This window comes from Roseobacter sp. FCG-D35 (genome assembly GCF_033436665.1).
Lineage (GTDB): Bacteria > Pseudomonadota > Alphaproteobacteria > Rhodobacterales > Rhodobacteraceae > JAWQFO01.
The window spans coordinates 84,324-109,695 of record NZ_JAWQFO010000010.1; the positions used below are offsets into that span (position 1 = coordinate 84,324).

At 67.4% G+C, this 25,372-nt stretch carries 30 protein-coding genes; 9 read left to right on the forward strand and 21 right to left on the reverse strand.

What is annotated here, in order from left to right; genetic code table 11:
* Positions 1–20 precede the first annotated feature (20 nt).
* From R5H30_RS19265 to nth, 3 genes are read right to left on the reverse strand one after another with little or no spacing between them, the layout of a single operon-like run.
* Positions 21–626 (reverse strand): GNAT family N-acetyltransferase, encoded by a 606-nt coding sequence (locus R5H30_RS19265; protein ID WP_318330267.1) that lies wholly within the window; start codon positions 624–626, stop codon positions 21–23.
* Complete coding sequence (locus R5H30_RS19270) at positions 623–1,615, reverse strand: adenosine kinase (RefSeq protein WP_318330268.1); 993 nt, start codon at positions 1,613–1,615, stop codon at positions 623–625. Before R5H30_RS19270 ends, R5H30_RS19265 begins: the two co-directional genes overlap by 4 nt.
* Positions 1,612–2,256 carry an endonuclease III gene (nth, locus tag R5H30_RS19275; RefSeq protein ID WP_318330269.1) on the reverse strand — a complete coding sequence of 215 codons (645 nt, stop codon included), beginning with the start codon at positions 2,254–2,256 and terminating at the stop codon, positions 1,612–1,614. Before nth ends, R5H30_RS19270 begins: the two co-directional genes overlap by 4 nt.
* Before the next feature lie 110 nt (positions 2,257–2,366).
* Between nth and R5H30_RS19280 the strand changes: the two genes are divergently transcribed.
* Together R5H30_RS19280 and R5H30_RS19285 are read left to right on the forward strand one after the other, a co-directional pair.
* Entirely contained in the window at positions 2,367–3,236 is an 870-nt protein-coding gene (locus tag R5H30_RS19280; protein ID WP_318330270.1) for a methylated-DNA--[protein]-cysteine S-methyltransferase, read from the forward strand.
* A gap of 162 nt (positions 3,237–3,398) precedes the next feature.
* Positions 3,399–4,061 (forward strand): YiaD family glycine zipper/OmpA-like lipoprotein, encoded by a 663-nt coding sequence (locus R5H30_RS19285; protein WP_318330271.1) that lies wholly within the window; start codon positions 3,399–3,401, stop codon positions 4,059–4,061.
* Between the two features lie 68 nt (positions 4,062–4,129).
* On the opposite strand, the gene R5H30_RS19290 is transcribed toward R5H30_RS19285, so the two are convergent.
* The gene (locus R5H30_RS19290; protein ID WP_318330272.1) at positions 4,130–4,546 is read right to left on the reverse strand and encodes a VOC family protein; all 417 of its coding nucleotides are present in this window, start codon (positions 4,544–4,546) and stop codon (positions 4,130–4,132) included.
* A gap of 27 nt (positions 4,547–4,573) precedes the next feature.
* On the opposite strand from R5H30_RS19290, the gene R5H30_RS19295 reads away from it, so the two are divergent.
* Positions 4,574–5,371, forward strand: coding sequence for an HTD2 family dehydratase (locus tag R5H30_RS19295; protein ID WP_318330273.1), 798 nt, complete (start codon positions 4,574–4,576; stop codon positions 5,369–5,371).
* A 6-nt stretch (positions 5,372–5,377) separates the two neighbouring features.
* Here R5H30_RS19295 and R5H30_RS19300 read toward each other — a convergent pair whose 3' ends face one another.
* Positions 5,378–6,409, reverse strand: coding sequence for an NAD(P)/FAD-dependent oxidoreductase (locus R5H30_RS19300; RefSeq protein WP_318330274.1), 1,032 nt, complete (start codon positions 6,407–6,409; stop codon positions 5,378–5,380).
* A 62-nt stretch (positions 6,410–6,471) separates the two neighbouring features.
* Between R5H30_RS19300 and mnmC2 the strand changes: the two genes are divergently transcribed.
* Both mnmC2 and R5H30_RS19310 read left to right on the forward strand, forming a co-directional pair.
* A complete protein-coding gene (gene mnmC2, locus R5H30_RS19305; protein WP_318330275.1) occupies positions 6,472–7,149 on the forward strand; it encodes a tRNA (5-methylaminomethyl-2-thiouridine)(34)-methyltransferase MnmC2 in 678 nt (225 codons plus the stop codon).
* Positions 7,146–8,039, forward strand: a complete 894-nt coding sequence (locus R5H30_RS19310; RefSeq protein ID WP_318330276.1) for a DMT family transporter — start codon at positions 7,146–7,148, stop codon at positions 8,037–8,039. Before mnmC2 ends, R5H30_RS19310 begins: the two co-directional genes overlap by 4 nt.
* On the opposite strand, the gene R5H30_RS19315 is transcribed toward R5H30_RS19310, so the two are convergent.
* Positions 8,004–9,971, reverse strand: a complete 1,968-nt coding sequence (locus R5H30_RS19315) for a lytic transglycosylase domain-containing protein (RefSeq protein WP_318330277.1) — start codon at positions 9,969–9,971, stop codon at positions 8,004–8,006. The genes R5H30_RS19310 and R5H30_RS19315 overlap by 36 nt on opposite strands.
* Before the next feature lie 134 nt (positions 9,972–10,105).
* Between R5H30_RS19315 and dapA the strand changes: the two genes are divergently transcribed.
* Complete coding sequence (gene dapA, locus R5H30_RS19320) at positions 10,106–10,978, forward strand: 4-hydroxy-tetrahydrodipicolinate synthase (RefSeq protein ID WP_318330278.1); 873 nt, start codon at positions 10,106–10,108, stop codon at positions 10,976–10,978.
* 85 nt (positions 10,979–11,063) lie between these two features.
* On the opposite strand, the gene R5H30_RS19325 is transcribed toward dapA, so the two are convergent.
* Genes R5H30_RS19325 through R5H30_RS19340 form a run of 4 tightly spaced genes read right to left on the reverse strand, consistent with a single transcriptional unit; the run spans position 11,064 to position 14,031 of the window.
* The gene (locus R5H30_RS19325) at positions 11,064–12,011 is read right to left on the reverse strand and encodes an OmpA family protein (protein WP_318330279.1); all 948 of its coding nucleotides are present in this window, start codon (positions 12,009–12,011) and stop codon (positions 11,064–11,066) included.
* On the reverse strand, positions 12,008–12,580 hold the full coding sequence (locus R5H30_RS19330; RefSeq protein ID WP_318330280.1) for a peroxidase-related enzyme: 573 nt from the start codon (positions 12,578–12,580) through the stop codon (positions 12,008–12,010). Before R5H30_RS19330 ends, R5H30_RS19325 begins: the two co-directional genes overlap by 4 nt.
* 12 nt (positions 12,581–12,592) lie before the next feature.
* Positions 12,593–13,312, reverse strand: coding sequence for a GNAT family N-acetyltransferase (locus R5H30_RS19335; RefSeq protein WP_318330281.1), 720 nt, complete (start codon positions 13,310–13,312; stop codon positions 12,593–12,595).
* A complete protein-coding gene (locus R5H30_RS19340) occupies positions 13,309–14,031 on the reverse strand; it encodes a competence/damage-inducible protein A (protein ID WP_318330282.1) in 723 nt (240 codons plus the stop codon). Before R5H30_RS19340 ends, R5H30_RS19335 begins: the two co-directional genes overlap by 4 nt.
* Positions 14,032–14,079: 48 nt before the next feature.
* On the opposite strand from R5H30_RS19340, the gene sfsA reads away from it, so the two are divergent.
* Entirely contained in the window at positions 14,080–14,829 is a 750-nt protein-coding gene (gene sfsA, locus R5H30_RS19345; RefSeq protein ID WP_318330283.1) for a DNA/RNA nuclease SfsA, read from the forward strand.
* Between the two features lie 11 nt (positions 14,830–14,840).
* Positions 14,841–15,656 (forward strand): type I methionyl aminopeptidase, encoded by an 816-nt coding sequence (map, locus tag R5H30_RS19350; protein ID WP_318330284.1) that lies wholly within the window; start codon positions 14,841–14,843, stop codon positions 15,654–15,656.
* A 26-nt stretch (positions 15,657–15,682) separates the two neighbouring features.
* On the opposite strand, the gene R5H30_RS19355 is transcribed toward map, so the two are convergent.
* The 5 genes from R5H30_RS19355 to R5H30_RS19375 form a co-directional block, all read right to left on the reverse strand.
* Positions 15,683–16,024 carry an EF-hand domain-containing protein gene (locus R5H30_RS19355; RefSeq protein ID WP_318330285.1) on the reverse strand — a complete coding sequence of 114 codons (342 nt, stop codon included), beginning with the start codon at positions 16,022–16,024 and terminating at the stop codon, positions 15,683–15,685.
* A gap of 14 nt (positions 16,025–16,038) precedes the next feature.
* Positions 16,039–16,284 carry a hypothetical protein gene (locus R5H30_RS19360; RefSeq protein ID WP_318330286.1) on the reverse strand — a complete coding sequence of 82 codons (246 nt, stop codon included), beginning with the start codon at positions 16,282–16,284 and terminating at the stop codon, positions 16,039–16,041.
* 463 nt (positions 16,285–16,747) lie between these two features.
* Positions 16,748–16,963, reverse strand: a complete 216-nt coding sequence (locus tag R5H30_RS19365; RefSeq protein ID WP_318330287.1) for a hypothetical protein — start codon at positions 16,961–16,963, stop codon at positions 16,748–16,750.
* A 17-nt stretch (positions 16,964–16,980) separates the two neighbouring features.
* Complete coding sequence (gene rsmD / locus R5H30_RS19370) at positions 16,981–17,538, reverse strand: 16S rRNA (guanine(966)-N(2))-methyltransferase RsmD (RefSeq protein WP_318330288.1); 558 nt, start codon at positions 17,536–17,538, stop codon at positions 16,981–16,983.
* Positions 17,535–18,743: an NAD(P)/FAD-dependent oxidoreductase gene (locus R5H30_RS19375; RefSeq protein ID WP_318330289.1), complete on the reverse strand. Its 1,209-nt coding sequence runs from the start codon at positions 18,741–18,743 to the stop codon at positions 17,535–17,537. Before R5H30_RS19375 ends, rsmD begins: the two co-directional genes overlap by 4 nt.
* A 90-nt stretch (positions 18,744–18,833) precedes the next feature.
* On the opposite strand from R5H30_RS19375, the gene R5H30_RS19380 reads away from it, so the two are divergent.
* The gene (locus R5H30_RS19380) at positions 18,834–19,322 is read left to right on the forward strand and encodes a peroxiredoxin (RefSeq protein WP_318330290.1); all 489 of its coding nucleotides are present in this window, start codon (positions 18,834–18,836) and stop codon (positions 19,320–19,322) included.
* Between the two features lie 81 nt (positions 19,323–19,403).
* Here R5H30_RS19380 and R5H30_RS19385 read toward each other — a convergent pair whose 3' ends face one another.
* The 6 genes from R5H30_RS19385 to R5H30_RS19410 form a co-directional block, all read right to left on the reverse strand.
* Positions 19,404–19,709, reverse strand: coding sequence for a 4a-hydroxytetrahydrobiopterin dehydratase (locus R5H30_RS19385; RefSeq protein WP_318330291.1), 306 nt, complete (start codon positions 19,707–19,709; stop codon positions 19,404–19,406).
* Entirely contained in the window at positions 19,706–20,893 is a 1,188-nt protein-coding gene (locus R5H30_RS19390) for a GNAT family N-acetyltransferase (protein WP_318330292.1), read from the reverse strand. The genes R5H30_RS19385 and R5H30_RS19390 overlap by 4 nt, the downstream gene beginning before the upstream one ends.
* A 49-nt stretch (positions 20,894–20,942) precedes the next feature.
* Positions 20,943–21,710, reverse strand: coding sequence for a glycerophosphodiester phosphodiesterase family protein (locus R5H30_RS19395; RefSeq protein WP_318330293.1), 768 nt, complete (start codon positions 21,708–21,710; stop codon positions 20,943–20,945).
* Complete coding sequence (locus R5H30_RS19400) at positions 21,707–22,165, reverse strand: RidA family protein (protein ID WP_318330294.1); 459 nt, start codon at positions 22,163–22,165, stop codon at positions 21,707–21,709. The genes R5H30_RS19395 and R5H30_RS19400 overlap by 4 nt, the downstream gene beginning before the upstream one ends.
* Before the next feature lie 82 nt (positions 22,166–22,247).
* Entirely contained in the window at positions 22,248–23,552 is a 1,305-nt protein-coding gene (locus R5H30_RS19405; RefSeq protein ID WP_318330295.1) for an HlyD family type I secretion periplasmic adaptor subunit, read from the reverse strand.
* Complete coding sequence (locus tag R5H30_RS19410) at positions 23,549–25,285, reverse strand: type I secretion system permease/ATPase (protein WP_318330297.1); 1,737 nt, start codon at positions 25,283–25,285, stop codon at positions 23,549–23,551. Before R5H30_RS19410 ends, R5H30_RS19405 begins: the two co-directional genes overlap by 4 nt.
* Positions 25,286–25,372: the final 87 nt, after the last annotated feature.

Here is a 25,372-nt window from a genome sequence, read left to right on the forward strand (position 1 = left end):
TGCTTCAGGCAGTGTCGTGTTCAGCGCGTGAAGATGGGCGCGCGTGGACCCGCGGTGTCCGGCAACTCGCCGGTCGCGCGCGGATCGTCGGCAATGTCGACACTCTGCCGGACGGGCACAAAGCCGCTGCGGATGTAGAACCGCAGCGCCTGTGGGCTGTCGCCGGTGCAGGTGTGGACATGAAAGCGCGAAATTGGTCGGGACCAGGCCCGCGCGATCGCCTCGTTCATCAGGTATCGCCCGACGCCGCTCCCGATCAGCTCGGCCGCGACGCCGAAAAAGGCAAGCTCGCATGCGCCCGGCGTACGGAAATCAAGTTCCAGAAGCGCAAGGTCCAGCCCGTCCGACGTCAGCGTGTAGACCTCGACCCGCGCATTGGCGAGCAGCCGTGCAAGGTCGGCTTCGGGCATGCGCAGGCGCGAGATCCAGAGCCAGTCCAACGCCCCGACCCGGGTGTAGATGTCGCGGTACCAGTCCGGGTCCGGCGCCTCGACGCGGCGGAACGCAAGCCCGTGGGGAAGGCTGGCGGGGCGGGTCGGTGCCCGGGCCGTCATTTCGAGATAGGTGACGATCACGGCGAGCTTGCCGGGCGGAACCTCGTATTCGCCGTTTTCCAGCGCCGTCAATCGACAAGACCCTCGGCGCGGAACACCTGCATCATGTCGCGTTCGGGACGCGGACCGACATGGCCGATGACTTCCGCCGCGCAGGCCACACCCATCCGCCCACAGGTCATCAGATCCCGGTCCGTCGCCAACCCGTAGAGGAATCCGGCGGCGAACTGGTCGCCCGCGCCCGTCGCATCGACCGGCACGACCCGTTCGACTGGCACGTCCACGCGGTCGCCGTCGCGCAGGATGGTGACCGCGTCGCCTGAACGGGTGCAGACCACGATCCCGCACATCTCGGCGGTGCGCGCGATCGCCTCCTCGGTATCCTCGGTCTCGAACAGCGAGCGGATCTCGGCCTCGTTCCCGATCACGTAGTCGAGTTCCTCACCGATCATGCGCAGAAAATCCGGACGGTGCCGGTTCACGCAGAACGGATCGGAGATCGCGATGCCCGCCATCCCGCCGGCCGCACGGGTCAGGCGCGAAGCCTGCAGGAAGGCCTCTTTCCCCTTGTCCTTGTCGAAGAGATAACCTTCGAGGAACATGATCCGGGCCTGCGCCGCGACATCCTCGGAGACGTCGTCGGGGCCAAGCTCGGTCGAGATGCCGAGGTAGGTGTTCATCGAGCGTTCGCCATCCGGCGAGACGAAGATCATCGATCGTGACGTGGGCAGCTCGCCGCCCGGCACCGGGGCGTTCACGAAATCGGTGCCACCCTCCTGCATCGACCTGGCATAGAACCGGCCCAGCGCATCGTCATGCACGCGCCCGATGAAGGCCGTCGGCAGGCCCAGCGCCCCGACACCGGCAATCGTGTTCGCCACGGATCCGCCGGGGGTCTGAAGTCGCTCCTTCATCGCGGCGTAGAGCAGTTCGCCGCGCTCGCGCTCGATCAGTTGCATGATACCCTTGGTGATGCCCATGTGCTCGAGAAAGCTGTCGTCGGCAGGGGAGATCACGTCGACGACGGCGTTGCCGATGCCGACCAGTTCGTACTTTGTCATGTGGTCTTGTCCTCGAATGGGCAGAGATCGCGGATCAGGCAGGTCGGGCACATCGGCTTGCGCGCCTTGCACTTGTAGCGCCCGTGCAGGATCAGCCAGTGATGTGCGTGAAGCTGGAACTCGGCCGGTACCTGGTCCTCTATGGCGCGCTCGACCGCCTCGACGGTCTTGCCGGGCGCGATTCCGGTCCGGTTGCCGACCCGGAAGATATGCGTGTCGACGGCCTGTGCGGGCTGGCGGAACCACATGTTGAGCACGACGTTGGCGGTCTTGCGCCCGACGCCCGGCAATGCCTGCAGTGCGGCCCGGCTCGATGGCACCTCGCCGCCATAGTCGTCGACGAGAATCTGGCTCAGCTTCATGACGTTCTTCGCCTTCTGGCGGAAAAGGCCGATGGTCTTGATGTGGTCTGTCAGCCCGTCGATCCCGAGGTCGAGCATCTTCTGCGGCGTGTCGGCGACAGCGAACAGCGACCGGGTCGCCTTGTTCACGCCGGCATCGGTCGCCTGCGCCGAAAGCGCTACCGCAACGACCAGCGTGTAGGCGTTCACGTGCTCCAGCTCGCCCTTCGGTTCGGGATCGGCCGCGCGGAAGCGCGCGAATATCTCGTGGATCGTGTGGTAATCGAGCTGTTTCGCCATGGGTCACGATATGCGGGCAAATGCCGCCGGGGGCAAGCATGGCGCGATCCGCATCCGGTTTGCGCAAGTTCCGGGTCGCTTGGCGGGGTGCGAGGCTGGTAGAAGAGGGCATGACAAAGCACCAGCCTCTTCCCGACACCTCGGACGCATCCTACCACTACCGCGTGATGCGCCGCGCCATCGACCTCATCGACGGCGCCGAGGACCCGCTGACGCTCGACGCGATCGCGGAACGCATGGGCATGAGCCCCGCGCATTTCCAGCGGCTGTTCTCGCGCTGGGCCGGCGTGTCGCCGAAGCGTTACCAGCAATACCTCACGCTGGGCCATGCCAAGACCCTGCTGCGCGAGCGTTTCACGACACTCGAGGCGAGCCATGCGCTCGGCCTGTCGGGCAGCGGACGCCTGCACGACCTCTTCCTGCGCTGGGAGGCGATGAGCCCCGGAGAATATGCCCGCGACGGATCGGGGCTGACCATCTTCTGGGGCTGGTTCGAAAGCCCGTTCGGCCCGGCGCTGGTGATGGGGACGGACCGCGGCATTTGCGGAATCGCCCTGTCGGCGGAGACCGGCGAGGCCCACGCGATGAAGGACATGACCGGGCGCTGGCCCAAGGCCACATTCGTTGAAGACGTGATGCGGCTGCGGCCCTGGGTGCTAAGCGCGTTCGGCGCGCAGGAGGGCGGACGGCTCGACCCGGCGCCGCTTTACCTGATCGGCGCGCCGTTCCAGATCAAGGTCTGGGAAGCGCTGCTTGCCGTTCCCTCTGGCCAAGTCACGACCTATTCAGAAATCGCCCATTCGATCGGCGCGCCGCGCGCCGTGCGAGCCGTCGGCACCGCCGTCGGACGCAACCCGATCAGTTGGCTGATCCCCTGCCACCGGGCCTTGCGCAAGTCCGGCGCTCTGGGCGGCTACCACTGGGGATTGCCGATGAAACGCGCCATGCTGGCCTACGAATCCGCGCGCGCCGACGCCTGAAACGGCCTCAGGACTGGCGCCAGCGCACGCCGACAGCGTGCCTTCACGTTCACGCTCGGCGGCCAAGTTCTCCTTGGCACCGGAGGGAACCGCGGGCATACATGCTGCATTCACCACGAGACGCCCTGCCCGAACGGGGCCAAGCAGCCAAAGGCAGTACCCATGATTTCCAGCAAGACATCTCTCGTTTTCGCCCTCGCTGGCGCGATGGCGCTCGGGGCGTGCACGAACCCCGGCGCGCTCGACGGCAGCACGACGGGCAACCAAAACACTCAGACGGGCGCGCTGATCGGAGCAGGCGCCGGCGCGGCACTTGGCGCGCTGGTCGGCGACAGCACCAGTTCCGCGATCAAGGGCGCGGCGGTCGGAGGCGCGATTGGCGCCGGCATCGGCTACTCCCTCGACAAGCAGGAAGCCGACCTGCGCCGTCAGGTCGCCAACAGCAACGTACAGATCACCAATACCGGCGACCGCCTGATCGTCACCCTGCCGCAGGACATCCTTTTCGCCACGGACAGCTCGGCGGTCCGTCCCGACCTGCAGGACGAGCTGCGCGCCGTCGCGGGCAACCTGCAGCAGTACCCGCAGTCGACGATCCAGATCGTCGGTCACACCGACAGCGACGGCGATGCGGCCTACAACCAGCAGCTTTCCGAGCGGCGCGCGGGCGCGGTTTCGAACGTGCTTCTGAACGCAGGCGTGCCAGGCAACCGGATCCAGGCCATCGGCCGCGGCGAGACCCAGCCCGTCGCCAGCAACCTCAATGCCGCCGGCAAGGCGCAGAACCGGCGCGTCGAGATCGTGATCCTGCCGACTGCGGCCTGACGCGGACCACGGATCCAAAAACCGCAAGGCCCGGGCATGTCCGGGGCCTTTTTCGTTTCCGCGCTTCGTCAGTCTTCGGGCACCGATATCTCGATGAGGTTGCCATCCGGGTCGCGGACGTAGACCGACGTGATCGGCCCCCGCGCGCCCGAGCGCGGCACCGGTCCGTCCTCGATCTCGACCTGGTGAGTCTCGAGATGCGCGAGCCACTCGTCGAGCGGCGCGTCGGTCAGAAAACACAGGTCGGCACTGCCAGGCCGCGGGTCCGCCGCCCTGGGGTCGAACTCGCGGCCCTTCTGGTGCAGGTTGATCTTGGAGCGGCCGAAAAGCAGCGCCCAGCGCCGCGTGCCGTCGGCGACTTCGAACTGGGTGCCGCGCATGCCCAACACCTGCGTGTAGAACCGCACCGTCTCGGTGATGTCCGCAACCGTCAGGACGAGGTGGTCGAGCTCCCTGACCCGGCACTGGATAGGGGATTGCGGCATCGACGGGCTCCTTGCTAGAGAAACTGAATGCAGGATGCGGCGACACGGCAGGCAAGTCAAAACGATGCGCTGGATACGGCCCGCGCCGAAACGCTGCAGATCGCCCTCGGGCTGCCGGCCGCGATCGGCAAGGGCGACCCGCTGCCGCCGTTCTTCCATCACGTCTATTTCTGGGCGCCCCAGCCACCGGCGGCGCTCGGGCGCGACGGCCATCCGAAGGTCGGCGGGCTGGTGCCGGACATGGGTCTGCCACGACGGATGTGGGCGGGCGGACGCCTGCAATTCGACACGCCGCTGCGCGCCGGCATCCCGGCCACGAAAACGACCATCTGCGAACGCCAGTCGCACAAGCAGGGCCGCAGCGGACCCCTTGGACTGGTCACGCTGCGCCACGAGATCCGTCAGGGCGGACGTCTCTGCGTGACCGAATGGCAGGACCTCGTCTATCGCGAAGACCCCGAACCGGACGCGCCGGCCCCGGTCCCGCCCACCGCGCGCACCGACGAAGAGGAAATGCACGAGGTGGGGTTCGACGCGGTCCTGCTGTTCCGATACTCGGCGCTGACCTTCAATGCGCATCGCATCCACTTCGACATCGACTACGCCCGCGACGTCGAGGGCTATCCGGGCCTCATCGTGCACGGCCCGCTACTGGCGCAACACCTGATGCTGATGGCGGAGACCCGGCTCGGCTCGCTCACAAGCTTCAGCTACCGGGCGACCGCGCCGCTGTTCCACACCGAGACCGCGCAGCTCTGCGCCGCGGGCCGCAGCTTCTGGGTGCGTGGACCGGACGGTCGGCAGATCATGGAAGCCGAGGCCTGAGCGGGCTTAAAGCGACGCCTCGACCCTGAATCCCTCCGGGATCTCGTCGCGATCTTCCAGCACCAGCCGTGCCATGACCTCGGCGACCTTCGGGGCCATGCCGAAACCGATCTTGAATCCGCCGTTGGCGATGTAGTGACCCGCCCGGCCGGGCCAGGGTCCGAGCATCGGGGCGCGGCTGCGTGTCCGCGGACGCAGGCCGGCCCAGCGCAGAACCACCGGCGCATCCGCGAGTCTCGGCAATGCGGTCCGCGCCCTCTGGATCAACGGGTCGAGAAGGGCGTCCGTCTCGGACGGTGACGCGAATTCGCGTTCCGTCGTGCTGCCGATCGCAACCGTTCCGTCCGCATGCGGAACGACGTGCAGCCCCTCGACGAAAAGCTGCGGCGCGCTGCGCGCGTCATGCTGCAACAGCGCCGCCTGACCCTTGATCCCGGTGCCGACTGTACGCCCGAGGTCTTTGCCCAGCTGCTCGAGCCCTGCCGCGCCGGTCGCCCAGACCACGCGCCCGGCATCCGGCGCCTCGGCACGGATATCGACGTCGCGCGCACGAAGCGCCGCGACCAGAGCCGCGCAGGCCTGTCGCGGATGGATGCGCGCGCTCAGCGTGTCATGAATCAGCCAGCCGGAGGGCGCGGCGGGTTCCCAGCCCCGGCCTTCCGCCGGAACGACGGCCCAGGTTGCATTTTCGCCCCAGTGTTCCGCGGCACCGGCACAGCGCGTGCGGGCCATCTCGAGTGCCGCGGCATCTCGGATCGGTTGCAGGCGTCCGGTTCGCGCATAGCCTGCCTTCAGGCCGCCGGTCGCGGTGACGCCGGCCCAGAAGCTTTCGGCCATCAGCAGGCTCTCTAGCTGGAAGGCCTTCTTGGCGTTCCAGTTCTCGGGAACATGCGGCGCCAGCGCGCCGACGATCCCGCCGCTGCTGCCGGCACCGGGACCCGCGGGGTCGATCACGCGCACCCGCGCGCCCTGCCGCACGCAGGCCCAGGCGATGGACAGGCCGAAAATCCCGGCGCCGCGCACGGTTACGTCGACCATTGCCAATCCCTTTGCGCTGTCCCACTGTCCCGACCGTATTCCCCAGTCTACAGGTGCGCAGGGTGCCGAACCAGACGGCAGATGTGGCATGGAAGGACAGTGGCGTTCCGGTCTCGGAACGCTTCGACGATCCCTATTTCAGCCTCGAGAACGGCCTGGCGGAAACGCGCCACGTCTTTCTCAACGGCAACGGGTTGCCGGGGCGGCTCCGGGGCGGGTTCCGCATTGCCGAACTTGGCTTCGGCACCGGGCTGAACTGCCTGACGACGCTTCTGGCATGGCGCGGCGCGGGCGCGCCGGGGCGGCTGACCTACACCAGCTTCGAAGCCTTTCCGATGCACGGGCGCGACATGGATCGCGCTCTCTCGGCCTTTCCGGAAATGGCAAAGGTCGCGCCGGCGCTACTGCGTGTCTGGACGCCGGACACGGGGCGCTACGAGCTTGGCGACGGCATGGTGCTGGAACTGTTGGTAGGCGATGCGCGCAAAACCCTGCCGTCCTGGGAGGGTGTTGCGGATGCGTGGTATCTCGACGGTTTCGCGCCGGCCAAAAACCCCGAGCTGTGGTCGCCCGAACTGATGGCCGAGGTCGCGCGCCACACCGCGCCGGGCGGCACCTGCGCGACCTACACCGCTGCCGGAGCCGTTCGGCGCGGCCTCGAAGCGGCAGGATTCGACATCACCCGGGCGCCGGGCTATGGCCGGAAACGGCACATGACCCGCGGAGTCCTTCCCGAATGACCCATACCGGCGCGCTGCGCCCGGCGCAGAGCAACAACATCCGCCTCGGCGTCGCGCTGATGCTGCTGACGACGGTGGTCTTTGCCGTTCAGGACGGCATTTCGCGTCATCTTGCGGGCGAGTACAACGTCTACATGGTGGTGATGATCCGCTACTGGTTCTTCGCCGCTTTCGTGATCAGCGTCGCGGCCCGAAAGGCCGGCGGACTGCGCGCCGCCGCGCGCACCAGCCAGCCGGTGGTGCAGGGGTTCCGCGGATTCCTGCTGGCGGCCGAGATCTGCGTCATGGTGGCCGGGTTCACCCTGCTCGGCCTCGTCGAAAGCCACGCGGTCTTTGCCTGCTACCCGCTCCTGGTCGCGGCGCTGTCGGGACCGATCCTCGGCGAGCGGGTCGGCTGGCGGCGCTGGTCGGCCATCGCCGCGGGATTCGTCGGCGTGATGATCATCCTGCGGCCCGGTTTCGGCGTTTTCGAGCCTGCGGCGGTGATCCCGCTGATCGCTTCGCTGATGTTCGCGCTTTACGGTCTCCTCACCCGCTACGTCGCGCGGCGCGACAGCACCGCCACCAGCTTCTTCTGGACCGGCACCACCGGTGCCATCGCGATGACGGCGGTGGGGCTGTTCTTCTGGGAACCGATGACCGCAACCGACTGGGGTTGGATGGTCGCACTCTGCATCACCGGGGCCTCCGGGCACTGGCTGCTGATCCGCTGCTACGAGGTGGCCGAGGCCAGCGCCGTGCAGCCCTTTGCCTATTTCCAGCTGGTCTTCGCATCGCTGATCGGCATCGCGGTCTTCGGCGAAACCATCGCGCCGAACGTGGCGCTCGGCGTGGCGATCATCGTTTCGGCGGGGCTATTCACCCTGTGGCGCGAACGCACGAAGGGTTGAGCCGGTCAGTTCCTCCGAGAACGGCACTGGCAATGCCTCTTTCCCGAGCCGCGCGCGATAGCTCGGCAGGCTCTCGGTCACGCGCATGACGTAGTTCTGGGTCTCGCGGAACGGGATGTGTTCGATCCAGTCGACGACATCGATCCCGCCGCGCCGGGGGTCGCCGAACTCGCGCATCCAGCGGTCGGGCCGTCCGGGTCCCGCGTTGTAGCCGGCCGACATCATCACCACGTTGCCGTCGAAGCGCCGCGCCAGCATCGCAAGATAGGTCGCGCCGAGTTCGGCGTTGTAGGCCGGATCCGAGATCAGGCGCTCGGTCGAGTGCGCGCGCCCACGTCCGAGACGCTGCGCCACCTCGCGGCCCGTCGCCGGCATGATCTGCATCAGCCCGCGCGCGCCCACCGAACTTTGTACGCGCGGATCGAACTCGCTTTCGCGCCGGGCGATGGACAGCACCATCTCGGGCGCCATCGGTAGCCGCGCCCTGGCGACCGCGTCGACCGGAAAATAGGCCAGCGGGATCACGAGACCGCGCTGTGCCACGCGCTTGGCGATCATGAGAGCGAGGTGCGAATCGCCCGCGTCGATGGCGATCTGTGCGAGGATCGCGGCGTCGCTCTCGTCGAGGCTTTCGGCGAGATGCGTCCAGAAGCGTTCGGCCAGCGCGGTCTCGCCCGAAGCGCGCAGCAAAAGCCCGGCCTCGAAGACCGGGTTGTCGGCAAAGCGCGCGGTGGTCCAGCTGCCCGACGGTTCCTCGGTCGCAGCCTTCGTGTCAAAGGGCAGTCCGGCGCGTTCGGCGGCCAGCAGCCCGTAGAACGAGGTCTGGTGCTGGGCGCCCTCGGCATAGGCCTGGTCCGCTGCGGCGGCGTCGCCCAGCGCCTCGAGCGCGCGCCCGCGCCAGTAGCCGGCGCGCCCCTTGGAGATCGGCGAGGCCACGGCCGCGTCGTGGTTGCGGAAATGGGCGAGCGCCGTCTTCGGCTCTTTGAGCTTGGTCAGCGCGATGTATCCGGCCAGCCATTCGAGGTCGGCGTAATCCGAGCCTTCGGTCAGAAAGTGGCGCGCGGCGAGTTCGTAGGCGCGCACCGGGTCGCCGTCGCGCATCTCGTCACGGGCCATCGAGCGCCGCCGGTTCGACCATTTCTCGGGCCGTCCCAGCGCGTCGCGGCTCACCGAGCGTTCGTGCAGCAGCGCCTTGGCGTCGTCGTAGCGCCCGGCCCGGATCCGCCAGGTGAACCGGTCGTATTGCAGGCCGGCGTCGTCGGCGAGGCTTGCAGGCACCGCCGCGATCAGCGTGTCGACACCCGGCGCGCGTTTCTGCAGCGCGATCCGTGCCTTGGCCAGCCGGGCATGCCCATCCGGCACGAGGTCGAACATGCGCGTCGCATTCTCGGGGTTCCCGGTCCAGAGCATCTCGTCGAGGCGGGCGACGTGATGCGGTTTCAGCAGGTCCGGAAACTCGGTCAGGAACAGCTTGTGCGTGGTGCTGGCCATCGGCAACGTGCGCCAGCCCAGCACGATCTCGGCATCCGCATCGCCGGAGCGCCCGGCCCGGCGCAGCGCCGCCGCGTAGGTCAGCAGGTTGTCAGGCGTGCTGGGCCGCTGGGCCTCGTAGAAGGTGATGATTTCGGCATCGGGTGCCGAGGCCATCGCGTCGCTCGCCTTGCTGCGCAGGTAGCTTTCGCCGGGCCAGTCCGGGCGGCGGTCGAGAAAGTCCATCACGTCCTGCGCGGTCCCGCCGCCCGAGCGCAGGCGGATCCATTCGATGACATCGGCGGCCACTTCGCCGTCGCGGGCCGCGATCCTGGCGGCACTGTCCCAGTTTCCGGACCGCATCGCCTCCATCGCCCAGCCCAGGGGCCGGGGCCGCTGGGCGCTGGCCGGAAGGGCGGTGAGGAAAACGCAGAGAAGGGTCCAGAGAAGCTGTCTCGTCACTTGCAATTCACTCGGGTTGAGGGCTAAGGCCTCTGATACTTAGCGCGCCGTTACCGTGAAGTTAAATCACGATCGGGACAGGCGTGTGGCACCCACCAGGCCTTTTGCCGGCCATAATACAAAGGAGCGTGAACATGTTCAAAGGCTCGATGCCTGCCCTCGTCACGCCGTTCCGGAACGGCGAACTGGATCTGGACACGCTCAAGAAACTCGTGGACTGGCACATCGCCGAAGGCTCGAGCGGCATCGTTCCGGTCGGCACCACCGGCGAGAGCCCGACGCTGACGCACCGCGAGCACGAGATCGTGGTGGAAGAGGTCGTGAAGGCGGTCGGCGGGCGCGTGCCGGTGATCGCCGGGGCCGGGTCGAACAACACCGTCGAGGCGATCCGCCTGATGCGCCATGCCGAGAAAGTGGGCGCGGACGCCGCGCTGGTGGTGACGCCCTATTACAACAAGCCGACCCAACGCGGCCTCGTCGCGCATTACACGGCGCTACACGATTGCTGCGACCTGCCGATCGTCATCTACAACATCCCGCCGCGCTCGGTCATCGACATGCTTCCCGCGACGATGGGCGAGTTGGCGAAACTGCCGCGGATCGTCGGCGTGAAGGACGCGACCGGGGACCTGGCCCGGGTCAGCTGGCAGCGGATTTCCTGTGGACCCGACTTCGTGCAGCTGTCCGGCGAGGACGCCACCGCGCACGGGTTCAACGCGCAAGGCGGGGTGGGGTGCATCTCGGTCACCGCCAACGTTGCGCCGAAGCTTTCGTCGCAGATGCAGGCGGCCTGCGCGGCGAACGACTATGCCAAGGCGCTGGAGATCCAGGACCGGCTGATGCCGCTGCACCGCGCCATCTTCACCGAGCCGGGACTGGTCGGCGTCAAGTACGCAATGTCGCTGCTGGGGCTCTGCTCGGAGGAGGTGCGGCTGCCGCTGACCTGCCTGTCGGACGAAACCAAGGCTTTGGTCCGGGATGGCATGGCACACGCCGGCCTGCTCTGAACCCGACCGGGGCGGGGGCGCTGCCCCCGTCGCGCGCTGCGCGACTCCCCCGGAATATTTTCCAACCAGAGAGAGGCCTGCGCGGTCACTGCGACAGGACGATCGCCTCGACCCGGCGATTGGCCTCGCGCCCGTCCGGCGTGAGGTTCGAGGCACGGGGGGCAAGGTATCCCATGCCCTCGGCCTCAAGCAGGTCCGGATCGGCGCCGTGCGCCTCGACGAGGCGCTGGCGCACCGCGCGGGCGCGATCGCGCGAGAGCCCGATGTTGGCGGCAAGCGAACCGGTGCTGTCGGTGTGGCCGACCAGGGCGATGCGCAGACCGGGGCGGTCCTGCAGCACCTGCGCCAGTGCGGCGAGCGAAGCGAAGGGGCCGGTGCCGAGCTGGGCGCGGCCGGAGGGGAAATCGAGATCCGAGAGCACGACATGCCCGTCGCGCAGCAGGACTCTTGCGAGCGCATCGGTCTCGCCCGCCTCTTCCGGCACGTTCTGCACCGTATTCGGGACGACCGGGGCCGGCGCCGGCTGGGGGGCAGAGCCGCTCTCGGCCTCGATCACCTGCAGGTAGGTCGCGGCCTCCGCCCGGCTGGCGAGGATCGAAACCACCGCGTCGGGGGATGCCGCCGCCCCCCGGATCGCGGTCACCGCGTGATAATCGCGCAGGTCGACGTACATGTTCGGGCCCGGCAGAACCTCGATTGCGAACCGGAAGTCGAAGCCGCCGCAAGCGCGGCTCGCGCAGTCGAGAACAACCGCATAGCCCGCGGCCTCGTACTGTTCGCGCAGGCGCGCGGCAATCTGCAGCGGCGCGGTGCGTCCGCCGGGGATACGCCAGGCGCGACGCAGCACAGTGCCCTCGATCCGCCGCATCGGAACCTGAGCATCGGCGAAAATCCCGACGGGTGCGGCATGGACATCGAGCGGGCTGGCGCGTTCCACCGTGAGGCGCGCACCCTGCGGCAGGTCCGGCTCGAGCGCTGCGGCGGGCAGCGCCTGCACCAGTAGAACCGCCAGCGCGGCGGCGCGCACGCTCATCGCGCCTGCGCGTGGTAGTCGTCGTTGGGACGCATGGCGGTGGCGCTGGCCACGCGGTTGGTCATGTTGAAGAAACCCGCGACGTTGGCGATGTCCCAGATGTCGCGGTCCGAAAAGCCCGCGTCGCGCAGCGCCTGCCGGTCGGCCTCCGAAACCGCGGCGCTGCTTTCGGTGATCCGCGCGGCGAAATCGAGCATCGCGCGCTGGCGTGGATCGAGCGGGGCGACGCGGTAGTTCATCACCAGCATCTCACCCAGCTTCGGATCGCCCGAGAGCGCGCGCACCGCGGCACCATGCGCGACGAGACAGTAGAAGCACCGGTTGATCGCCGAGACGACGACCGCGATCATCTCGCGCTCGAGCTTGCTGAGCCCGGAGGGCGCCAGCATCAGGTTGTTGTACATCGCGGTAAAGGCATCGAGCTTGTCGATGTCGAAGGCGTAGGCCCTCAGCACGTTCGGCACCATGCCCAGTTTTTCGACGCAGATGTCGAAGTATTTCTGCGTGGCCTCGGGCAGCGGGTCGACCATCGGGAGGTCGAGCGCGGTGGGCGGATGTTCGTCGACCATGCGCGGCCTCCTTCAGTCTTGGCTAACGCGATAATGGTACTGTCCCGCGACGGTGAAGCCCAGAGACGAATAGAGCGCGTTGGCGCCCGTGTTGGCCCGCGTGCAGAGCACTGCGAGGGTCTCGGCGCCCTGGGAGGCGCCCCAGAAGGCAGCCTGGCGCATGATCCAGCGCGCGACGCCCTGCTTGCGCTGGTGCGGCAGCACCTCGACGGCGTGCACCATGCAGATACGATTAGCGACGGCGGCGAAGGCGACACCTGCGGGCTTCTCGTTCCAGCGCGCAAGGATGCCGGTTCGCGTGCGCGCGCGGGCCATCACCGCGATGCGCGCCGGACCGATAGCGCCCTGGGCCCAGATCTCGAGCATAATCGCCAAGGGTTCCCAGATGCAGAAGGTGGTCACGCGCGGGATCGGCTCGGTGGTCAGCGCGCTGATCGGGGCCACGTAGACGTTGACCGGGTCGATGACGGAATAGCCGCGCGCCTCGAGCATCGCGTCGAGCGCCGCCTCGCCGGCCCGGATCATGAAAAGCGGCACCTCGCCCATCCGGCGCATGGCGGCCTCGGCCTCGGGAATATCGGCATCGGAAAACTCCGCCTCGGCGGTCGCAGCCGAGACCCGCTTGCCGCCGCCTTGCCCGTCGCGCAGCATCCAGGGTCCAGCGCGCCAGGCCCGCGCCGGGGGCCAGGTGGCCTCGGTCGTCGCATAAAGATCGGCGATCTGCAGGCTCACCGCGCGAACACTTCGCCGAGCCGGGCCAGGGCCTCTCGCACCATCGCGCCGTCCTGCCCGCGGATCACAACGTTCGCCCCGTACTTGCCGTCGCGCTGGAACGGGTAGGAGCCCATGCTGAGATCGGGATAGGCGCGCGCAAGTTCGGCCAGCGGTCCTGCGATATCGCCCTCGCCCCGGTCGATGCGCAGGGTCTCCGAAATCAGCGGCGCGCCGCCGGTGAGCGTCGGCAGCACGCTTTGCACCATCGCCTCGAATATCGCGGGCACGCCGGCCATGACATGCACGTTGCGCAGGCTGAAGCCCGGCGCGACCGAGACCGGGTTCTCGATCAGGGCAGCACCGTCGGGGATGCGCGCCATGCGCAGGCGCGCGGCGTTGAACTCCAGACCGGATTTCTCATAGTGGGCCGCCATCAGCGCCCGGGCATCCTCGCGTATGTCGATTGCCACGCCGAACGCCTCGGCGATGGCGTCGGCGGTGATGTCGTCATGGGTGGGACCGATCCCGCCGGAGGTGAAGACGTGATCGAAGGCGTCCGACAGCGCGCGGACCGCGGCAACGATCGCCGCAGCATCGTCACTGACGACACGCACCTCGCGCAGGTCGATGCCGGCTTCCGTCAGCCGCCCGGCAAGATGATGCATGTTGGCGTCCCGCGTGCGCCCCGACAGGATTTCGTCGCCGATAACCAGCATGGCGGCCGTGGGGTTAGGCATCGGCGGGCTCCTTGAATGTCTTGCCTGCATTGGTATAGGGCCGCCCCCATGCGCTTTCAAACCCAACTTGTCCCGGCCCGGCTGATCCGGCGCTACAAGCGTTTCCTCGCGGATTGCCGATTCGAGGACGGGCGCGAGGTGACCGCGCATTGCGCCAATCCCGGCTCGATGATGGGTCTCGCGGACCCAGGGACAAAGATCTGGCTGGAGCCCAATGAAGACCCGCGAAAGAAGCTGCGCTACGGTTGGCGCCTCGTCGATCACGAGAACGGACACTTTACCGGTGTCGACACGGCCTTGCCGAACCGGGCGCTGCGCACAGCACTCGAGGCCCGCGAGATCGCCGAACTGTCAGCCTATGACACCGTCCGCCCGGAGGTGAAATACGGCACGAACAGCCGGGTCGATTTCCTGCTTGCCGCGCCGGGACTGCCCGACGCCTATGTGGAAGTGAAAAGCGTCACGCTGTGCCGCGAACCCGGGCTCGCCGAGTTTCCCGACAGCGTCACTGCACGCGGGACAAAGCATCTTGCCGAGCTGGCAAAGGTCGCCGCTGCCGGTCACCGGGCGGTGCTTGTCTACCTCGTACAGCGCACGGATTGCGGGCGGTTTGCGGTTGCCGCGGACATCGATCCGGCCTATGCCGCCGCCTGCGCGGCCGCCCGCGTCGCCGGTGTTGAAACACTCTGCATCGGTACCGATATATCCCCGACTTCCATCACCCTTGCCCGGCGCCTCGACGTCGTGGACCCGCACGGCACTGGCCCTTTCGCGGCGTCCGCGCTACACAGCGGGTAGGAGACACGGAGATGCGCGTGAACGAGAACCTGCGTGGCCGTCATACCAAGGACGGCATCCGAATTTACGAACGATCCGACTTCGCTGGCATGCATGCGGCGGGGGCGCTTGCCGCGCGCCTGCTCGACGAGATCGCCGCGCATGTCTTTCCGGGCCAGACCACGGGCGAGATCGACCGGATCATCACGCAAAAGGTCGAGGATGCCGGCGCGAAGTCCGCCACCATCGGCTACAAGGGCTACCAGCACGCCACCTGCATCTCGGTCAACCATGTGGTCTGCCACGGCATTCCGGGCGACAAGACCCTCAAGGACGGCGACATCCTCAATATCGACGTCACCGTCATCGTCGACGGCTGGTACGGCGACACGTCGCGGATGTACGTGGCCGGAAAGCTGCCCCGCAAGGCGGAACGGCTGATCGAGGTCACCCATGACGCGCTGATGCGCGGCATCGAGGCGGTGCGCCCCGGAAACACCTTCGGGGATATCGGCCACGCAATTCAGAGCTTCGTGGAAAGCCACCGGATGTCGGTCGTGCGCGATTTCTGCGGTCACGGACTGGGTCGCGTCTTCCACGCCCCGCCCAACGTGCTGCATTACGGGCGACCGGGCACCGGGGCTGTTCTCGAGGAAGGCATGTTCTTCACCATCGAGCCGATGGTGAACCTCGGCCGGCCCGAGACCAAGACCCTGTCCGACGACTGGACGGCCGTCACCCGCGACAAGTCCCTGTCGGCCCAGTTCGAGCATTCGGTCGGGGTCACGGCGGACGGATGCGAGATCTTCACGCTCTCGCCCGCCGGAACCTTTCATCCGACCTATTGACGGCCGCGCGTGGCGGCCGCACCGGATCAGTCAAGAAAGCCGTCCGCGTCGCGGTCGGCGCCGGCGAAATTGTCCGCCATGTGTTGACCGAACTCTGAGGTGCTGACGGTTCCGCTGGAATCGGCATCCAGTTCGGAGATCAGGTCGTTCGCCAGATGTGCCTCCATTTCGGCCGGTGTGAGCGAACCGTCGCGGTTCGCATCCATCGACCCGAAGGCGAAGTTGGCGAATTCCTGGTACTCGGCGCGCGAGACACGCCCGTCACCATCCTTGTCGAGCTTCTGCAAATCCGCTTCGCTGAACGTCTGGGCGACGGCTGGCGCCGCGGCAACCGCAAGCGCAATTGCGATGGTTGTTCCGATCTTCATCCGATCATCCTCCCTCAGCAGGAATATCTGCTACCCGCAACGGCACCCGCGCCGGCACCGGCCGCACGCAGGATGTCCTGCCCGGAACCGCCGCCGAAGGCATTGCCGATGGCCCCGCCCAGAAGCGATCCGCCGACCGTGCCGCTGACGCAGGCGATCTCGTGCTGCCGTGCGGCTTGTGCTTCGGGCGTGGGCGCGGGTCCGCAGGCCTGAACGATCGCCAGAGCCGCGAAAGCGACGCCTGTCATCTTGAGTTTCATTCGACACATCCTCTTGTACCGATTCATGAACATTGAGGCCGCGACCCGCAGGTCCGACCACCGCCTCAAGCCTAGTCAGCAGGGCCAACGCCGTAAAGCACGCGATCAGATGACCCTGGGGCCGTGCGCCACTTCCCGCGCATCCCGCGCGGCCGGGCGGGTCCGCGCGAGGGACCGGGCCGACGCTCCCCAGCGCCGACCCGATCCCTTCCGCCCCCCTGGCCCCTCCCGCAAGGAGGGCGGCAGCCCGGCTGGCCGCACCGCGGCGTGCAGGCCGTGGAGCGACATCTTCGCCGCGCCGAACCTCGCACGCGGCGCCACGATCTGCGCGGCGGCTGCGGTTTTTAAGTTCGGCAGGCCTATCGCTAGCGCGTCGTGGCGCGCGGGTAAACACTTTTGCGTGTTTCCTTCGAAATCATGCAACTATAGAGAGATTATTGCCCGAAACGAGGGTCTTACAGGCTCACCGCGTCCCGCGGTCGTCGGGCATTGTCCCGTCGCGATCCCTTTCGGCCTCGGCCCGCAGAAGCGCCATCAGCAGCGTGCCGCCGTGGACCGGCAGCACGGCATCGCCGATAAAGACCGGGCCTGCGGTGCGTCTGCATGGCCGGTCGACGTCGGCGCGGGTCTCCGGTGCGGAGAACCCCTGCATCATCCGGGATGAGAGCGCGGCGATCATGCGCGAACTCTGCCACGTCAGGCGGGATCGGTCAAAAGAAGCGTGACATGCGTGTCGCCATATCGCCGTCGGTCAACGGCCTCGAAGCCATCCGGCGCTGACATTTCGGCGTTTTCCTCCCACACCACGAGGCCGCCTGGCGCCAGCCACCCCCCGCTTGCGGCAGAGGCGAGTGCCTTCTCCCCCAGCCCCTTGCCGTAGGGCGGATCGAGAAACACCAGATCGAACCCGTCCCCGTCGCAAGCGCCGAGGCGCGTGGCGTCGCGGCGCAACAGTCGGGCGCAATCCGTGACGCCAAGCCGCGCGATGTTTTCGCGGATCAGTTTTTGCGCCACCCGCCCGTCATCGACAAAGACCGCTTCGCGCGCGCCACGCGAGATCGCCTCGAGCCCCAGCGCGCCGGTCCCGGCGAAGAGGTCGAGCACCCGCGCGCCCTCGACCGCTCCACGATTGCCGAGCAGATTGAACAGGCTCTCGCGCACCCGGTCCGCCGTGGGTCGCAGATGCGCCCCGCGGTCTCCCTTTCCGACCGATGCCAGCGGCACCGAGCGAAAGCGTCCTGCGACGATCCTCACGCCTTGAGCAGCGGCTTGAGGTTGGCCTCGGGATCCGCAACGACATCCGGATCAGGCGTCTTTCCCATCTCTATCAACCGCTTGCCGATCATGTAGCCCCGCGCGTCGTTCATTGCATCGACAGCGACCAGCGCACCGTCGCTGTAGTACCAGAAGGACACGGCACGCCCCTCGCCGGGACGGGTCACGACCCGGTCGTAGCCGGTGTTCAGCCCTGCGATCTGCAGCTTGACGTCGTATTGATCCGACCAGAACCAGGGGGCGGCCACATAGTCCTTTTCCGCGCCCATGATGTTCTCGGCCACGACCTCGGCCTGGTCGATGGCATTGGGCACCGATTCAAGCCGGATACGGGCGCCGCGGAACGGGAACGAGCTACAGTCGCCCGCCGCCCAGACGTTAGGCACCGAAGTGCGCCCCTGCGCGTCGACCCGGATGCCGTTGTCGATCTCGAGACCCGCCGCCTCGGCCAATGACGTCGCGGGTGCGATCCCGACACCGACCACGACGAAATCGACAGCCACTTCGGTACCGTCGCTCAGCACCGCGCCTGACACGGCCCCCTCACCGATCAGCTGATCGAGCCCGACACCTTCGAGGATCCTGACGCCGTGATCGCCGTGCAGTTTGCGGAAATAGTCGCTGGTCTCGGGTGCCGCGACACGTTGCAGGATGCGGTCGGCCATCTCGACCAACGTGACCTCCAGACCGCGCATCGCCGCGACCGCCGCCGCCTCGAGCCCGATGTAGCCGCCGCCCACGATCAGCACCTTCGCCCCGGCCTCGAACCGCGGCGCCATGCGGTCGACGTCCGACAGATCGCGCACGGTAAAGACGCCGGCGAGGTCGCCGCCGATCGCCGCAGGCAACCGGCGCGGCTCGGAGCCGGTGGCGAACACGAGATCGGAGTATTCGAGGGTTTCGCCGCCCACGCTCACCGTCCGGGACGCAGTGTCGATGGAGTGGACCTGCTGGCCGAGGCGCAACGCAATGTCGTTCTCGGCATAAAAGGATTCCGGGCGCAGGTAGAGCCGTTCGACCTCCATCTCGCCCAGCAGGTAGGCCTTGCTCAGCGGCGGTCGCTGATAGGGCGGCACCGGCTCGGCGCCGATCAGCGTGATCTGTCCCGCGAACCCGCCGTTGCGCAGCTTGGCCACGCAGGAGGCCCCGGCCTGCCCGGCCCCGATCACGATCACATGCTGCATCCCGCTCCCCCGTTTTTTCTGGTCCCGTCTGACGGCAGAGCCTATACCTCGCCGGAGGACAATCGCAATCTTCACCGAAAGGCCGATGACATGAGCATATCCACGGGCGACCAGCTTCCCGACGCGACCCTTGTGCAACTCGGTGCCGAAGGGCCCGAACAGGTGTCGATGACGGACAAGACCAAGGGCCGCAAGGTGGTGATCTTCGCGGTACCCGGCGCCTACACGCCGACCTGCCATTCGGCGCATGTGCCGAGCTTCGTGCGCACCAAGGCGCAATTCGATGAAAAGCAGGTCGACGAGATCATCTGCGTGTCGGTCAACGATCCCTTCGTGATGAAGGCCTGGGGCGAGGCGACCGGTGCCACCGGCGCCGGGATCACCATGCTCGCCGACGCGCAGGGCGAATTCACCAAGGCGATCGGGATGGATTTCGACGCGCCCCCGGCCGGCCTGATGGGCCGTTCGAAGCGGTATGCGATGCTGGTCGAGGACGGCAAGGTCTCGCTGTTCCAGGCCGAGGAAAGCCCCGGCACCTGCGATGTCTCGGGCGGCGAGGCCTTGCTGGCGTCGATGTAACGGCACTTGCGCCGTCCCGGCCGTCAGGCAGGGGCAAAATTCTTGGCAAGAATTTTGGCCGGAAAATGCCTCATTTTCCGGTCAGTTCAAAGCGGCGGCCAGGCCATCCATCTTCCGCGCCAGCTTGGCGTCCTGCGCGCTCAGCCCATCGACGTCATGGGTCGTGAGCACGACCTTGACGGTCTTGTAGACGTTCTCCCACTCGGGGTGATGGTCCCATTTCTCGGCCCAGATCGCGACACTGGTCATCCACGAAAACGCCTGCACGAAATCCTCGAAGACGAACGTCTTCCTGATCGCGTCCCGGTCCTCGGCCATCTCCCAGCCGGACTTGAACAGCGGCTCCAGCAGCGGCCCGCGTGTCTCTTCGCTCAGTTTCTCGGTCATTGCTGTTCCTCCATCCGGTCGCGCCTGAAAGGCCCGTATTCGGTCAGCACCTCGATTTCCTCGTCCACCGCGCCGCGCTCGGCCTCGAGGTAGCGCGCGATGGCGTCGGCGAAACCGGGATCGTTGAACCAATGCAGCGACCATGTCGGTGTCGGCAGGTATCCGCGCGCCAGCTTGTGATCACCCTGCGCCCCGGCCTCGACCCGGTCGAGCCCCAGGGCGATGGCCAGGTCCATGGCCTGATAGTAGCACAGTTCGAAATGCAGGCAGGGGTGATGCTCGACGCACCCCCAGTAGCGCCCGAAGAGCGTCTCGCGCCCGACGAGGTTCATCGCGCCCGCAACCCAGCGCCCGTTCCGTTCGGCAAGCACCAGCGCGATGTCCTCGCGCAGCCGCTCCTGGGCGAGATCGAAGAAGCGGCGCGTCAGGTAGGGCGTGCCCCACTTGCGCGCGCCGGTATCCTGGTAAAAGCGCCAGAACGCCTCCCAGTGCTCGGACCGAAGATCATCGCCCGTGAATGTGTGGATCGCGCCGCCGAAGTCCTGCGCCTGGGCGCGTTCCTTGCGGATGTTCTTGCGCTTTCGCGAGCTCAGACCGGCAAGAAAGTCGGCGAAGTCGTGATAGTCCCGGTTCTGCCAATGGTACTGCTGCGACTTGCGCACCAGCAGCCCGATGTCCTCGCCGCGCGCGGATTCCTCGGTCGTGCAGAATGTCACGTGCAACGACGAGACCTTGTTGTTGCGCGCCAATTGCACGGCGCCTTGCGCAAGAGCCGCCGTTCCGGCCTCCTCGAACCCCGGCCGCACGAGGAAGCGCCGCCCCGTGGCCGGGGTATGCGGCACGGCGATCTGCAGCTTGGGATAGTAGCGCCCGCCGGCGCGCTCGTAGGCATGCGCCCAGTTGTGGTCGAAGATGTATTCGCCCTGGCTGTGCGACTTGACGTACATCGGCGCGACGCCGATGAGCGTGCCGTCAATGCGCGCGGCAAGATACTGAGGCTGCCAGCCGGTCCCGGCCCCGACCGATCCGCTGTCCTCCAGCGCGCTTAGGAAGCGATGCGTCGTGAAGGGATCGTAGGGTCGGCCCCCGTCGGCGGTTTCCGGACAGGCGCAGCCGTCCCAATCCTCCGCCGCGATCTCTCTCAGGCTCGGGACGACCCGGATTTCGACTTCCTGTTCCTGCACTGCGCGCTCCTGCCCGTCAGCACCCTACTTGTGCCTGAACGGTCGGGCTTCAACCCGGCAGGGGCGGAAGGTAGCCCTCGAAAGTGACGTTTGCCGCCACCCGGCGCGCCTGTGCCTCTTCTGCGGGCGACCGGACGGTCCAGCACAGCACCGCCGCTCCGGCCTCCTTCAACTCCGTGACCCGCGCCCGGCCGAGATCGCCGCGTTCGTGGCTGATGAAGCAGGCCCCGACACAGTCGTAATCCGGGATCTCGCGCAGACGGTCGCAGGTCGCTTCCGGCAGAGGCCAGTCCTCGGGCCGGTAGGCGCTGGTCACGAGGCCGCGCGGCACGTCCGGTGCAAGCTCGGCCAGAAGCGCCACAGAATGGGGGTTGAAGGACATGACCGCCAGCGGACCGTCATACCCGGCAATGGCCTGCGCCACGTCCCGCTCCAGCGGCCCGACGTCGGGGCCCATCGCACCGTCCTGGTCCTTGATCTCGATGACCAGCGGCACCTCGCCCGCGACAAGCCCGAGGATTTCGGAAAGCGTCGGAATGCCCTCGTCCCCCCCTTTCAGGGCGATGTCGCCCAGAGCCGCCGCATCGAGGCTGCGCACCGGCCCCGCGCCGTTTGCAAGCCGATCGAGCGCGTAGTCGTGAAACACCATCGCCTGGCCATCCGCGCTGAGCTGGACGTCGATCTCGATGCCGTAGCCGGCCGCGATGGCCGCCCGGACCGCGGCGCGGCTGTTCTCGGGCCGCCCGTCGCGGACATCGTGAAGGGCGCGGTGCGCGACCGGCAGGCGCAGGAAGGCTTCGGGCAGGGCGGGTGTCATTCGATCTCGAAGATGCCTTCGATCTCGACCGCGACCCCGAGCGGCAAGGACGCCGCGGAGACGGCCGAGCGTGCATGTCGTCCGGCATCGCCCAGCGCCTCGACGAGGAAGTCGGAGGCCCCGTTGATGACCTTGGGCTGGTCGGTGAAATCGGCGGTCGAGTTGACGAAGCCGGTCAGTTTCACGACCCGTTTCAGCCTCTCGATGTCGCCGTCGCAGGCCGCCTTGACCTGTTCAAGCAGGCTGATCGCGCAAAGCCGCGCGGCATCCGCGCCTGCCGCCACATCCATGTCGGCACCCAGCTTGCCCTTGACCATCCCGTCGGGACCGTTCGAGATCTGGCCCGAAACGTAGAGCGTGGCGCCGGATTTCACGAAAGGCACGTAGTTGGCGGCGGGGGCTGCGGGGCTGCCGAGTGTCACGCCAAGCTCGGCGAGGCGGTCGGTGATGCTCATGGGGCGAATCCTTCTGATCGTCGCGGCCGGGCGCCGCTGGCGCGACGCTATCCGGGATGGCGCGCGGCCGGAAGGGGTCGGCTCAGGTTTCGCGGAAGGCGCGCGAGAAGTAGTCGGTGAAAGGCTTCACCAGATAGGCAATCGGCGCCCGGTCGCCCGTACGGATATAGGCCTCGACCGGCATGCCCGGGATCAGCACCGTGCCCTCGGGCAGCTTCTTCATCTCGCCGGAGTTCAGCGAGATCTCGGCGCGGTAATAGCTTTGCCCCGTGGCCTCGTCCTCGAAGGCATCCGCCGAGATCTGTTCGACGACGCCGTAAAGCTCCGGTGTCGTGCGCTGGTCGAGCGCGGACAGGCGCAACGTGACTTCCTGCCCGGCGACGAGTTCGTCGATGTGGATGAGTTCCACCCGCGCCGCGATGATCAGCGGACGGTCCTGCGGAACGAGGTACATCAGCGGCTCGGCCGCACGGATGACCGAACGCGGGGTCCGCACCGTCATCCCGTAGATCACGCCCGAGACCGGCGCCCGGATCTCGAGCCGCTCGATCTCGGTCAGCGTGGCGCGGCGCTGTTCGTTCAGCTCCAGCTCCCGGTAGCGCAGGTCGCGGAGCTGGCTGATGGCCTGCTCGCGCGCTGAGGTGCCAAGTTTGATGCGCTCGATGTCGATCTCGGTGATGCGGCCCTCTGACTGCGCCTTGCTGGCGATCAGTTCGCCCATCGTCCCGTTGAGTTGCGACGACTGGCGTTGCAGCGCCAGCACCGTGCTGGCCTGCGCCAGCCCGCGTTCGAGCAGGTTCTGCTGGTTCTCGAGCTCCTGCCCGATCAGCTCGAGCTGCTGGCCGATCGCCTCCTGCTGGGCTTCGACGCCGGAGATCTGGCTCTGGATCTGGGCGCTGCGTTTGCCGAGCTGGTCGATTTCCTGCTGGATCGACGCGCGCCGCGCCTCGAAGAGGTTCTCTTGTCCCTGCATCAGCTCGCGCACGTCCGGCAATTGTTCGCCAGCCTCGACCAGCAGCGGGTCGAACTCGATGCGGTCGACCTCGTCGCGTTCGGCCTCGAGCCGGCCGCGGCGGGCCATCAGCTCGTAAAGCTCGCCCTCGATGATCATCAGCTGCGATCCGAGCTGTGCGTCGTCGAGTTGGATCAGCAGATCGCCGGCGGCCACGGTATCGCCCTCGTCGACGAGGATTTCCGCCACCGTACCACCGGTCTGGTGCTGCACGACCTGCCGGTTGCGGTCCACCTCGACCCGGCCCGAGGCGACGATCGCCCCGGCGATCTCGGTCAGCGCGGCCCAGCTTCCGAATCCTCCGACCAGCGTGATCAGGGCGACGAACCCGAAGATGACCGGCGTTTTCGCGCTCCAGCGCCTTTTGTCGCTCATGCCACACCTCCCGCGTTCGCCGGGGCCTGAAGAATTTCCTTGTAGTTCTTCACCACGCCGGCCAGCACCTCGTCCTTGGGACCGAAGGCCATGCGAACCCCGCTATCGAGCACCAGCAGCGTGTCGCATTCCTGGATCGCCGCCGGGCGGTGCGCCATGATCAGAACCGAGCGGCCTTCCGCCTTGAGCGACCGGATCGCCTGGTTCAGAGCCTGCGATCCGACATTGTCGAGGTTCGAGTTCGGCTCGTCCAGCACCACGATGACCGGGTCGTCGTAAAGCGCACGGGCTAGACCGATGCGCTGCATCTGGCCGCCCGACAGGCGCACTTGCCCGGCCGCGATCGGCGTATCGTATCCGCGTGGCAGTTCGAGGATCATCTCGTGCGCCGCCGCCATCTTCGCCGCCGCGACCACCTTGGCATCATCGGGATGGCTGTCGAGCCGGGCGATGTTCTCGGCGATGGTGCCGTCGAACAGCTGCACGCGCTGCGGCAGGTAGCCGATATGACGCCCCAGCACGGCGGCATCGTATTGGTCGAGCGCCGCGGCATCGAGCCGGATCGAACCGCCAGCAGGAGCCCAGACACCCGTGAGTGCCCGCGCAAGCGTCGACTTTCCGGCTCCGGACGGGCCGATGACGCCGACGGCCTGCCCCGGCTCGACCTCGAAGTTCACCGATTTCAGTGCTGCCTGCTTCTCGCCCGGCGGCACCACGGTCAGCGCGCGCGTGACAAGCCGCGCGCGCGGCTTCGGCAGCTGCGTCCGCGCGGACTCGGGCGGCACGGCGCCCAGCAGCTCGCACAGGTTCTGCCAGCCCTTCATGCCGCGCTGCACGACCGGCCATTGGTTCAGCGCCATCTCGATCGGGGCCAGTGCCCGGCCCAGAAGGATCGACCCTGCGATCATCGCGCCGGCCGTCATCTGGTTCTGCAGCACGAGATAGGCCCCCAGACCCAGCATCGCCGATTGCAGGAACAGGCGCAGCGTCTTGGTCAGCGAGGTGAAGGTGCCGCCGACATCGGTGGCGCGCACCTGCTGGTCGAGCGCATCGCCCCGCGCCGACTGCCAGCGTGTGAAGGCGGCGTCGCGCATACCCATCGACTGCACCATCTCGGCCTCGGTGCGGATCTGCTCGGCCATCAGCCCGGCCCGGTGACCGGCCACGGTCGCGTCGGCCTGCGGCTGGCGCGACAGCATCTGGTTGGCCAGCGCAATCAGCACCAGCACCGCGGCGCCGGTCACGGCGAGGATGCCGAGCCAGGGGTGGAAGATGAAGATCCCGGCGAAAAACACCGGCGTCCAGGGCATGTCGAACCCGGCCATCAGGACCGGCGAGGTCATCAGGCGCTGAACAGCCTCGAGATCGGAAAGCCCGGTCTGGGTCTTCAGATCCGGCGCCACCGCGGACTTGCGCACCACTGCGTCGAAGACACGCCGGTCGAGATCGGCCTGAAAGCGTGCGCCGACCCGGGCCATGATGCGTCCGCGCGTGTAGTCGAGCACGCCCATGATGCCGTACATGAAGACCACGAGGATGGAGAGCGCGATCAGCGTCTCTTCCGATCCCGACCCCAGGACCCGGTCGTAGATCTGCAGCATGTAGAGCGGGCCGGTGAGCATCAGCAGGTTGGCAAACAGGCTGAAGAGTGCGACCGTCCAGTAAAGCCCGCGGCTGCGCGCGCGCACCGCCTTCAGTTCCTGCCGGCCGGCCTTTACATATGCGCTGTCCATGGGCACCTTTTCGCCTGTCGCCGCTTCGCAAAACCATAGGTCAATGCGCGGCCCGCCAACATATGTCAATCAGAACCCGGTCCAGCG

Bases quoted from the DNA above. Each gene is read 5' to 3' on its own strand.
- R5H30_RS19270 (WP_318330268.1), bottom strand. From the start codon at position 1,615: ATGACAAAGTACGAACTGGTCGGCATCGGCAACGCCGTCGTCGACGTG.
- nth (WP_318330269.1), bottom strand. From the start codon at position 2,256: ATGGCGAAACAGCTCGATTACCACACGATCCACGAGATATTCGCGCGC.
- R5H30_RS19280 (WP_318330270.1), top strand. From the start codon at position 2,367: ATGACAAAGCACCAGCCTCTTCCCGACACCTCGGACGCATCCTACCAC.
- R5H30_RS19285 (WP_318330271.1), top strand. From the start codon at position 3,399: ATGATTTCCAGCAAGACATCTCTCGTTTTCGCCCTCGCTGGCGCGATG.
- R5H30_RS19290 (WP_318330272.1), bottom strand. From the start codon at position 4,546: ATGCCGCAATCCCCTATCCAGTGCCGGGTCAGGGAGCTCGACCACCTC.
- R5H30_RS19295 (WP_318330273.1), top strand. From the start codon at position 4,574: ATGCAGGATGCGGCGACACGGCAGGCAAGTCAAAACGATGCGCTGGAT.
- R5H30_RS19300 (WP_318330274.1), bottom strand. From the start codon at position 6,409: ATGGTCGACGTAACCGTGCGCGGCGCCGGGATTTTCGGCCTGTCCATC.
- R5H30_RS19310 (WP_318330276.1), top strand. From the start codon at position 7,146: ATGACCCATACCGGCGCGCTGCGCCCGGCGCAGAGCAACAACATCCGC.
- dapA (WP_318330278.1), top strand. From the start codon at position 10,106: ATGTTCAAAGGCTCGATGCCTGCCCTCGTCACGCCGTTCCGGAACGGC.
- R5H30_RS19325 (WP_318330279.1), bottom strand. From the start codon at position 12,011: ATGAGCGTGCGCGCCGCCGCGCTGGCGGTTCTACTGGTGCAGGCGCTG.
- R5H30_RS19330 (WP_318330280.1), bottom strand. From the start codon at position 12,580: ATGGTCGACGAACATCCGCCCACCGCGCTCGACCTCCCGATGGTCGAC.
- R5H30_RS19340 (WP_318330282.1), bottom strand. From the start codon at position 14,031: ATGCCTAACCCCACGGCCGCCATGCTGGTTATCGGCGACGAAATCCTG.
- sfsA (WP_318330283.1), top strand. From the start codon at position 14,080: ATGCGCTTTCAAACCCAACTTGTCCCGGCCCGGCTGATCCGGCGCTAC.
- map (WP_318330284.1), top strand. From the start codon at position 14,841: ATGCGCGTGAACGAGAACCTGCGTGGCCGTCATACCAAGGACGGCATC.
- R5H30_RS19355 (WP_318330285.1), bottom strand. From the start codon at position 16,024: ATGAAGATCGGAACAACCATCGCAATTGCGCTTGCGGTTGCCGCGGCG.
- R5H30_RS19360 (WP_318330286.1), bottom strand. From the start codon at position 16,284: ATGAAACTCAAGATGACAGGCGTCGCTTTCGCGGCTCTGGCGATCGTT.
- R5H30_RS19365 (WP_318330287.1), bottom strand. From the start codon at position 16,963: ATGATCGCCGCGCTCTCATCCCGGATGATGCAGGGGTTCTCCGCACCG.
- R5H30_RS19375 (WP_318330289.1), bottom strand. From the start codon at position 18,743: ATGCAGCATGTGATCGTGATCGGGGCCGGGCAGGCCGGGGCCTCCTGC.
- R5H30_RS19380 (WP_318330290.1), top strand. From the start codon at position 18,834: ATGAGCATATCCACGGGCGACCAGCTTCCCGACGCGACCCTTGTGCAA.
- R5H30_RS19385 (WP_318330291.1), bottom strand. From the start codon at position 19,709: ATGACCGAGAAACTGAGCGAAGAGACACGCGGGCCGCTGCTGGAGCCG.
- R5H30_RS19395 (WP_318330293.1), bottom strand. From the start codon at position 21,710: ATGACACCCGCCCTGCCCGAAGCCTTCCTGCGCCTGCCGGTCGCGCAC.
- R5H30_RS19400 (WP_318330294.1), bottom strand. From the start codon at position 22,165: ATGAGCATCACCGACCGCCTCGCCGAGCTTGGCGTGACACTCGGCAGC.
- R5H30_RS19405 (WP_318330295.1), bottom strand. From the start codon at position 23,552: ATGAGCGACAAAAGGCGCTGGAGCGCGAAAACGCCGGTCATCTTCGGG.
- R5H30_RS19410 (WP_318330297.1), bottom strand. From the start codon at position 25,285: ATGGACAGCGCATATGTAAAGGCCGGCCGGCAGGAACTGAAGGCGGTG.